We start from the raw sequence: 9,271 nt of genomic DNA on the forward strand, positions 1-9,271 counted from the left end.
AATTATGCGTAAGCTAAGTATAGTAACTATTTAGCTTTTGTTGGTATATTAATGATTGGTTCATTTAAAAACAAACAGTTAGGGTGAAATAATAAATAAATTTACAATTTATTTATCTTCTATATAAGAATCATATATCTAATCACGTTCAAGTGACGGTATGCGACGATCAGGAAGTTTGCTGGGATTGGCGTCTGGTATTGAAATTAAGGCGTGGAAATCACACTGGGCGGGATAAAACCCGCCCATTGACATGACTAAATAACGGTTATTTTAACTGGTCAACCAGTGAGGTCGCGTATCCAATGTAATTTGCTGGCGTCATGGTTTTGAGGCGTTCTTTTTCCGCTTCAGGCAGTTCAAGGCCATCAATAAACGCTTTCATGCCTTCGGCATCAACCCGTTTACCACGCGTCAGTTCTTTCAATTTTTCATACGGTTTTTCAATGCCATAACGGCGCATAACCGTCTGGATAGGCTCAGCCAAGACTTCCCAATTGTTGTCCAGTTCATTCAGTAAATGCTGCTCATTGACTTCCAGCTTATTCAACCCTTTCATCGTGGATTGATAAGCAATCAGGGCATATCCCAGACCGACGCCCAGATTGCGCAGTACTGTTGAATCCGTCAGGTCACGCTGCCAGCGGGAGACAGGAAGTTTGCCGGCAAGATGCCCCAGCACCGCATTGGCCAATCCCAGATTGCCTTCTGAGTTTTCGAAATCAATCGGATTGACTTTATGTGGCATTGTAGAAGAACCAATTTCTCCGGCAACGGTTTTTTGTTTGAAATGGTTTAAGGCGATATAGCCCCAGATATCGCGATCAAAATCAATGAGGATGGTATTGAAACGTGCCACACAATCAAACAACTCTGCAATGTAATCATGAGGTTCAATCTGAGTGGTGTACGGATTCCACTGGATACCCAAAGAGGTCACAAATGACTCACTGAATTGATGCCAGTCTACTTGTGGGTAAGCGGACAAGTGCGCATTGTAGTTACCCACCGCCCCGTTGATTTTACCCAGAATGTCTACCTGCCCAAGCTGGCGGAATTGGCGCTCCATACGATAGGCCACGTTAGCAAACTCTTTGCCAACCGTAGACGGTGTGGCGGGCTGGCCGTGTGTGCGCGACAGCAGTGGCAGATCACGATAATCATGTGCCATGCGGGTCAGGGTATCGATCAATTGACGCCACAGCGGCAGCAAAACTTTCTCACGGGCGGTTTTAAGCATCAAGGCATGTGACAGGTTATTGATATCTTCTGATGTGCAGGCAAAGTGAATAAATTCTGCCACGTGATGCAGGGCAGGGACAGGCGCGACTTTTTCTTTCAGAAAATATTCAACCGCCTTAACGTCATGATTGGTTGTGCGCTCAATCTCTTTGATCCGCAGTGCATCCTGTTCATTGAAATGGGCAATGATTTCATCAAGGTAAGCGTTTGCGTCAGCGTCAAAAGCAGGAACTTCTTTAATTTCTGGTGTCGCGGCCAGTTTTTGCAGCCAACGTACTTCGACCTGCACACGGAATTTTAGTAAGCCGAACTCACTAAAGATAGCGCGTAGTGCGCTGACTTTATCGCCGTAACGGCCATCAATTGGAGAAACAGCGGTCAGTGAGGATAATTCCATTGGTAGCAACTCCCGGATTTTATTTAACAATTTACGTTTAACAGCGTTGGTTTAACAGTTTTTTGGCTAACTGTTTTTTAACAATTCGTTTTCTAACAATTAGCCAGGATCTCTTTTGCCTGTCGGATCAAGCGTTGACGAGAAAACATGATTTGCAGGCGGCTACCGCCAACTTGTTGCCATAAGACGGCGCTGCGGATACCGGCCAGCAACGCCGCCCTGACTTTTGCCTGAATCAGCGTATTACGCAATACGTCAGGTGACCCCGTCACTTGAATACGTGGCCCCAGTGGGCTGATAACATCGACATAAATGCCCGCAAGGGCGTTGAGCATTCCCTCTGACATTGGTTCAAAATAGGCTTGCTGACGCTCTAATTGTTCAATGCGATTGGCTAATTGATTGGCGGCAGATTGATTTTTATTTAAACGGCGTTCCAGCGCCATCAAACCTAGCATATAGCGGGTAAGATCGGCAGAAACACCACTATGCGAACCATTGAACATGCCTAACATGGCATCAAGGCCAATACGCAGATTACAGGCATTATTGCCAAAGACATCCAGTGTGGATGTTGGGTTCATGTTCAGGATACTGTTGAGCGTGACCTCAAAAGCATCCGTATCACATTGGCCTTCGTGGGCAAGTTTTTGTACCAGACGGCCTGACTGGCAGATACCTGCCAGTGCCAGTGTAATATCGTAATAATTTTTAGCCACAACTACTCCTGTATACGTTGTTCGATCACACCACCACCAAGACAGATTTCATCTTGATAAAACACGGCTGATTGACCGGGGGTGACGGCGGCAACAGGGCTATCGAACCGAACCTCAATTTTATCTTCGCCCAAGGGGACGACAGTGCAGGGAATATCATGCTGACGGTAGCGTGTTTTGACGACACAGCGCATTTCGGCTTGCAGTAGCTGGCGATCAACCCAATCAAGTTGCTGTGCAATCAAACCGACAGACATCAGGCGAGGGTGTTCATGGCCTTGGGCAACAATCAGGATGTTGTTTTCGACATCTTTATCAACCACATACCACGGATCTTCACTGCCTTCTTTCGTGCCCCCGATCCCCAGCCCCTTGCGCTGGCCGAGGGTATGGTACATCAAGCCAGTGTGTTGGCCGAGGGTCTCTCCATCCACCGTCATAATTGGACCCGGTTGGGCAGGCAAATAACGCCCAAGGAAATCACGGAACTTACGCTCACCGATAAAGCAGATACCCGTCGAATCTTTTTTCTTGGCGGTGACGAGACCAATTTCTTCGGCAATGCGGCGTACTTCGGGTTTTTCCAGTTCCCCGACTGGAAACAGGCTCTTGGCAACTTGCCGGTGGCTTAAGGTGTATAAGAAATAGCTTTGGTCTTTATTACCATCCAGGCCACGCAGCAATTGGCTGACGCCATCCACATCCCGACGGCGGACATAATGCCCGGTTGCGATATAGTCAGCCCCTAAATCCTCTGCGGCAAACTCCAGAAATGCTTTGAATTTGATTTCTTTATTGCAAAGAATGTCAGGATTTGGGGTTCTGCCTGCTTTGTATTCAGCAAGAAAATGTTCGAATACATTGTCCCAATACTCAGCAGCAAAATTGATCGTATGTAACTCGATGCCCAGTTTGTCACAAACGGCTTGGGCATCGGCAAGATCGGAAGCCGCCGAGCAATATTCTTCACTGTCGTCTTCTTCCCAGTTTTTCATGAACAGGCCAGCTACCTGATAGCCTTGCTGTTGCAGAAGGTAGGCGGAAACGGATGAATCAACACCGCCGGACATGCCGACAATGACTTTTTTCTGGCTGTTATCTGACATGGATATATCTCACTGCGGAAAAAAACAAACGCGATACTTTAGCACGTTGGCAACCAAGGTGCACCAAACGTCTTCATACTCGTTTATCCCATGCTTGTTTATCATATTGTTTACTACGGTTATTTATTACGATCCTTTGGCGACAGGCGGATCATAATAATCCAGTAGCGAGAGTGGATAAACTTTGCGCTCCAAATAACAGAGAATACTTTCGGCGACCAGAGGGGAACGTAGCTGTGAACTATTCAGGATCTCTTCCGCGCTTAACCAGTGGCAGCAATAGATATCATCATCCTGTGGATGCGTGTCCATGATTTTTTCCACTTCAACCAAGAACAGAAAGCGGATAAAGGGCGTTCCGTCCGGCGCAACCCATTGGTGCAATTTTAACAAGGCTTGCGGTTGCGCACGAATGCCGGTTTCTTCCCATAATTCGCGTTCGGCGGCGGCGAGCAGTGTTTCATCCGCTTCAAGATGACCGGCTGGCTGATTCCAGAGCGGTTTGTCGTTGATGAATTCTTCAACAATCAGAAACTTATTTTCTGCATGAACAATGCAGGCAACAGTCACGTGTGGATTAAACAAGATTAATTTCTCTCCATTCTCCGGGGGATAATGAATCTAATTGTATTGAGCCAATACTGAAACGAATCAGGCGCAGTGTAGGATAACCCACATGAGCGGTCATTCTACGTACTTGTCGGTTGCGTCCTTCATATAATGTAATTTTAAGCCAGCTTACCGGAATGTTTTTGCGTTCCCGAATAGGAGGCGTTCTTTCCCAGAGCCATGCAGGTTCTGCCACCCATTCAGCTCCGGCTGGCAACGTCGGGCCATCTTTTAATGTGACGCCGTTGCGAAGTTTATTCAGCGCCGCTTCATCAGGAATACCTTCAACCTGAACGTAATAAACTTTAGCGGTTTTTTTATGGGGCTGAGTCAGTTTGGCCTGTAATTTGCCATCATTGGTCAACACCAGTAAGCCTTCACTATCACGATCCAGACGGCCAGCGGCATAAACATCCGTAAACGGGATAAAATTTTTTAACGTTGTTCTGCCCATTTCATCAGTGAATTGGGGCAAGACATCATAAGGCTTGTTAAAAATCAATACCCGACGGGGAGTTGTTGGTTTTTTTATAGGTTTGTTATTTTTTCTTTGGCTGAATCGGTTAAGTTGGCGTTTTTTAAAAGCGATATTTGTCATGATAAGCGATTGTGAAAAGTGAGGGTGCGTATTATACCTTAAATTTGTGAGCGTTGGCGTTTGCAGAATATTCAAGTAGTATTGACACGTCCCTTACAAAAAATTAACAAGGCATTGCGCTTATTTGAAAGGAGAGGTTAATGGAAAGCAAAGTAGTTGTTCCGGCGGAAGGTAAAAAAATTACGATTGATGCCAAAGGTAAATTAAATGTTCCGAATAACCCTATTATCCCTTACATCGAAGGGGATGGCATTGGTGTTGATGTGACGCCGGTCATGCTGAAAGTTGTTGATGCTGCGGTTCAGAAAGCGTACAGCGGTGAGCGCAAAATTGCGTGGATGGAAATCTACACGGGTGAAAAATCCACGCATGTCTATGGTAAAGATGTTTGGTTGCCGGATGAAACGCTGGATTTGATCCGTGATTACCGTGTTGCCATCAAAGGTCCCCTGACAACGCCAGTGGGTGGTGGTATCCGTTCGCTGAACGTCGCACTGCGTCAGCAATTGGATCTGTATGTCTGCCTGCGTCCGGTTCGTTACTATCAAGGTACGCCAAGCCCTGTTAAGCAACCTGAACTGACCGATATGGTGATTTTCCGCGAAAACGCCGAAGATATTTATGCGGGTATTGAGTGGAAAGCGGGTTCTGCGGAAGCGGACAAAGTGATCAAATTCCTCCGGGATGAAATGGGTGTGAGTAAGATCCGTTTCCCTCAACAGTGCGGTATCGGTGTAAAACCGTGTTCAGAAGCAGGCACTAAACGTTTAGTCCGCGCTGCGATTGAATATGCGATTGATAATGACCGTGAATCAGTCACTCTGGTTCATAAAGGCAATATCATGAAGTTCACCGAAGGTGCTTTCAAAGATTGGGGTTATGAACTGGCTCGCACTGAGTTCGGCGGAGAACTATTGGATGGCGGCCCGTGGGTTAAGATCAAGAATCCTAAAAACGGCAAAGATATCATCATCAAGGACGTGATTGCAGATGCTTTCTTGCAACAGATCCTGCTGCGTCCGGCAGAATATGATGTTATTGCGTGTATGAACCTGAATGGTGACTACATCTCTGATGCGCTGGCGGCACAGGTAGGGGGTATCGGTATTGCCCCAGGTGCCAATATTGGTGATGAGTGCGCATTGTTCGAAGCAACCCACGGCACGGCACCTAAATATGCGGGTCAGGACAAAGTCAATCCGGGTTCTGTGATCCTTTCCGCTGAAATGATGCTGCGCCACATGGGATGGTTTGAAGCCGCCGACCTGATTGTTAAGGGAATGGAAGGTGCGATTGCGGCCAAAACCGTGACCTACGATTTTGAGCGCCTGATGGAGGGTGCTAAGCTACTGAAATGTAGCGAGTTCGGCGATGCCATGATCTCTCATATGTAATTAATTGCGTCACTGAATAGATAACGGGAGCTTAATGGTTCCCGTTGTTTTATTATCACTCTCGGAACGGTTATCAAAATAAGTTATCAAAACCTGCCAAATTTTAAGCATTTTAAACAATGATTTTTATCCAATTCTTACCACGATCATCATGGTATTTATCTGTTTGTTTCTGACTCTTGTGTCCCAATAAATCTTTTGTATTAACGCCCTGATCACGATAAAGACGTTCAGATAACGAGCGTTGCTCATGAAAGGTTGCCGGTGTTCTTTCACCCCAATCAATATCGGTTTTGTCCCTTGCTTTTTTAAAATTTGTTGTCAGTGTGTTTGCCGTTACCTTTCCGCCTCGTTTAGATTATGATGTGGTATGAAAATATCTATGGTCTTCCCCCATTTTTGCAACACTAATTTTGATGTATGGTTGGCTTGCTTAAATCTATCCGGCGTCTCTATGAGTATGGATACCCGCGCCACGATGAGTTCCGCGCCTGATGAACCTAAAAATGGACTCGGCTTCAATAAGCCACTTTTTAGTTCAGGTTATTCATCAGGCCGATTGGCCGTTCATGTCATCAATAATCAGTCTTCGCAAAACCAGATGGATAACGTGTATTTCACTGTTTAATCATTAATTTATTGAGTCAGTATCTATTAGGCCTGATACTCATTTTGCCGAGTGGTGATTGCCCAGGCTATTCGTGCCAGCTTGTTAGCCAGTGCACAGGCAACCACATTCGAATGCTTCTTGCTGAGTTGTGCCTGAACCCACTCTGCAAGTCTGCCATGCTGATGTTCAAGCCGCATCATAAACGCGCGGGCGCACTGAACCAGCAATCGGCGCAAATTTTTGTTGCCGCGTTTGCTGATACCTAGCAGGGTAGGTTTCCCTCCCGTACTGTATTGCCGGGGAACAAGTCCCATTGAGGCAGCAAAATCGCGGCTGCATGAAAATTGTTTGCCATCACCGAGCTGGGATGAGAGTAAGCTGGCCGTAATTGGCCCCACACCCGGAATTGTCATGATGCGTTGAGCGGTGTCATCTACACTGATGGACTGATTTAATTCTGCTCCCAGCGCGGTTATTTGCTCGACAAGATAAAGGTAGTGGGCATGTAATTTCATCAGCAAACGGCTCAGATAATCGGGCACGTCGTGTTCTGCCAAAACCAGAGATAACCGTTTAATGACCGCCTCGCCTTTTGGCAGACTGATACCAAACTCCAGCAAAAAGGCGTGCATTTGGTTAGTGGTTTTTACCTTATCTCTGATGAGTGATTCTCTGACACGATGCAGCGCTCTCATCGCCTGTTGAGTCTCTGTTCTCGGCTGGACAAAACGCATGGAGGGACGTGATGCCGCTTCACATATCGCCTCTGCATCAACGAAATCATTTTTGTTACTTTTGACAAAAGGACGAACAAACTGCGGAGATATCAGCTTTGCATCATGGCCTAAATCAGCGATCCGGCGAGCCATAAAATGTGCACCCGCACAAGCTTCCATCACGACGGTAGTGGATGTACACCCAACTAAAAATTCCATTAATTTTGTACGGGTAAATTTTTTACGTAGCATAGTCTTGCCGAATTTGTCCTGACAATGGATATGGAAAGAATGCTTGCCGAGATCGATACCAATAAGTGTGACGTTTTGCATGATGGCCTCTCCAGAAAGAAAATACCCTATAAGAGTATCGCTCACAGGGTGGGGAAGACCATCTCATTATGGACGATGCCGCTCCAAGATTGGCGTCTTGCAATGAGTCGATTTATGATTGAATTCGGTGACCGTTTAAACGGTCACATATAATGAATATGAAATGGCGATTACACAAAATCGTAAACAGGGCCCTCAAAAGTTGCTCCCGACGTTAAACGTGACAAGATCTTAAGTCAGTTCTCTATCACTAAAGATACGCACATCTTAAATGAAGTTCATATACTAATGAAATGGACACCTCCCTAAAACGGCTTTCGTGAGCCATGCTGAATACATCAGCAAAAAGATGAAGAGGTGTCCAATGGAACAAGTTATCGGAATTGATCTGGCAAAGCGAGTGTTTCAAGTACATATTGCGTCCCCGCTTGGCAAAATGATTAGAAATACGGTGCTCTCACGCGAGAAACTGACGGCTTTCATTGCGCAGCAGCCTCCTTCAAAAATCGTGATGGAGGCGTGTGGCAGCGCAAATTACTGGAGTCGCCAATTTAAACGCTTTGGTCACGAAGTGAAGCAAATTAGTCCCCAGTATGTTGTCCCCTTCAGAATGGGCAGCAAGAACGATAAAAATGATGCGATGGCTATTGTGGAAGCAGACAGTCGTCCGGGAATGCGTTATGTCCCGGAAAAAACGCAGGAACAACAGGATATTCAGTGTTTGCACCGGGTCCGCCAGCGGCTCATGAAAAACAGAACGGCGCTGATCAATCAAATCCGCGGACTGGGCTTAGAATATGGCATTGCCATCCCCGAAAGCGCCCACAAGGTTGAGCAATGTTTGCCTGACCATCTGGAAAATGCCGAAAATGACCTGACCTCAATGAGCCGCGAGCTGTTTCAGGAACTGTTGCTTGAACTTAAAGAACAGCAGCAGCGTCTGAAGGAACTGGATAAACGCCTCAACCATCTGAATGCGCAACAGGAAGACATCGGGCGGTTACTGGCACTGCCGGGTATCGGTCCGCTGGGCGCATCGGCGCTGATGATAGCCTTGGGCGACAGTAAGGACTTCAGAAATGGCCGCCATTTTGCCAGCTATCTGGGGCTGCTACCAAGAGAACATAGCAGTGGTGGCAAAATCAGGTTATTGGGTATTACAAAACGTGGGGATAGCGATTTGCGGGGGATCCTGATCCACGGTGCCCGCTCAGTGGTTTATCGGGTGCAAAAACTCCCCGACGAACGATGTAATGGATTGCAACGTTGGTTAAAAGGCGTGATAGCCCGCAGCGGACTTAATAAGGCGGCTGTCGCACTGGCAAACAAAAATGCCCGAATCGCGTGGGTTCTGATCAACCAACAATCGAATTATGAAGCACGATGAGTCTCGTTTCATGTAGCAAAAGTCCATAAGTTGATGTACTGACAGGTAGTACCGACTCTCTGTGAACCTGGTAAGATCCTTAGCCTAATGGGCCGTTGTACTAATGAGGGCAGAGAGTGCGGATTTTCATCAGGGCTCATTGAAGCCGAATATATGTTTG

Annotated in this window: 9 protein-coding genes and 1 pseudogene; 3 read left to right on the plus strand and 7 right to left on the minus strand. The window is 46.5% G+C overall.

What is annotated here, in order from left to right:
- Positions 1–268: 268 nt before the first annotated feature.
- The 5 genes from purB to rluE all read right to left on the minus strand — a co-directional run bounded on the left by purB (position 269) and on the right by rluE (position 4,671).
- Complete coding sequence (gene purB / locus PSI15_RS08435; RefSeq protein ID WP_273583141.1) at positions 269–1,639, minus strand: adenylosuccinate lyase; 1,371 nt, start codon at positions 1,637–1,639, stop codon at positions 269–271.
- A 92-nt stretch (positions 1,640–1,731) separates the two neighbouring features.
- Positions 1,732–2,358: a high frequency lysogenization protein HflD gene (gene hflD / locus PSI15_RS08440; protein ID WP_273583142.1), complete on the minus strand. Its 627-nt coding sequence runs from the start codon at positions 2,356–2,358 to the stop codon at positions 1,732–1,734.
- A 2-nt stretch (positions 2,359–2,360) separates the two neighbouring features.
- The gene (gene mnmA / locus PSI15_RS08445; RefSeq protein WP_273583143.1) at positions 2,361–3,464 is read right to left on the minus strand and encodes a tRNA 2-thiouridine(34) synthase MnmA; all 1,104 of its coding nucleotides are present in this window, start codon (positions 3,462–3,464) and stop codon (positions 2,361–2,363) included.
- A gap of 126 nt (positions 3,465–3,590) precedes the next feature.
- Complete coding sequence (locus tag PSI15_RS08450) at positions 3,591–4,049, minus strand: NUDIX hydrolase (RefSeq protein WP_273583144.1); 459 nt, start codon at positions 4,047–4,049, stop codon at positions 3,591–3,593.
- Positions 4,042–4,671, minus strand: coding sequence for a 23S rRNA pseudouridine(2457) synthase RluE (gene rluE / locus PSI15_RS08455; RefSeq protein ID WP_273583145.1), 630 nt, complete (start codon positions 4,669–4,671; stop codon positions 4,042–4,044). Before rluE ends, PSI15_RS08450 begins: the two co-directional genes overlap by 8 nt.
- Positions 4,672–4,811: 140 nt before the next feature.
- On the opposite strand from rluE, the gene icd reads away from it, so the two are divergent.
- Complete coding sequence (gene icd / locus PSI15_RS08460; RefSeq protein WP_273583146.1) at positions 4,812–6,065, plus strand: NADP-dependent isocitrate dehydrogenase; 1,254 nt, start codon at positions 4,812–4,814, stop codon at positions 6,063–6,065.
- A gap of 112 nt (positions 6,066–6,177) precedes the next feature.
- Here the strand turns inward: icd and PSI15_RS08465 are convergent.
- A pseudogene (locus PSI15_RS08465) lies at positions 6,178–6,423 on the minus strand (integrase); the annotation flags it as partial.
- A gap of 96 nt (positions 6,424–6,519) precedes the next feature.
- Between PSI15_RS08465 and PSI15_RS08470 the strand changes: the two are divergent.
- Positions 6,520–6,693 carry a hypothetical protein gene (locus tag PSI15_RS08470; RefSeq protein WP_273583147.1) on the plus strand — a complete coding sequence of 58 codons (174 nt, stop codon included), beginning with the start codon at positions 6,520–6,522 and terminating at the stop codon, positions 6,691–6,693.
- 26 nt (positions 6,694–6,719) lie between these two features.
- Here PSI15_RS08470 and PSI15_RS08475 read toward each other — a convergent pair whose 3' ends face one another.
- Positions 6,720–7,724, minus strand: a complete 1,005-nt coding sequence (locus PSI15_RS08475; protein ID WP_273583148.1) for an IS110 family transposase — start codon at positions 7,722–7,724, stop codon at positions 6,720–6,722.
- A gap of 364 nt (positions 7,725–8,088) precedes the next feature.
- On the opposite strand from PSI15_RS08475, the gene PSI15_RS08480 reads away from it, so the two are divergent.
- On the plus strand, positions 8,089–9,111 hold the full coding sequence (locus tag PSI15_RS08480; protein ID WP_273583149.1) for an IS110 family transposase: 1,023 nt from the start codon (positions 8,089–8,091) through the stop codon (positions 9,109–9,111).
- The last annotated feature ends 160 nt before the right edge of the window (positions 9,112–9,271 follow it).

It is taken from the genome of Xenorhabdus sp. PR6a (genome assembly GCF_028599065.1).
GTDB classification, from domain to species: domain Bacteria; phylum Pseudomonadota; class Gammaproteobacteria; order Enterobacterales; family Enterobacteriaceae; genus Xenorhabdus; species Xenorhabdus doucetiae.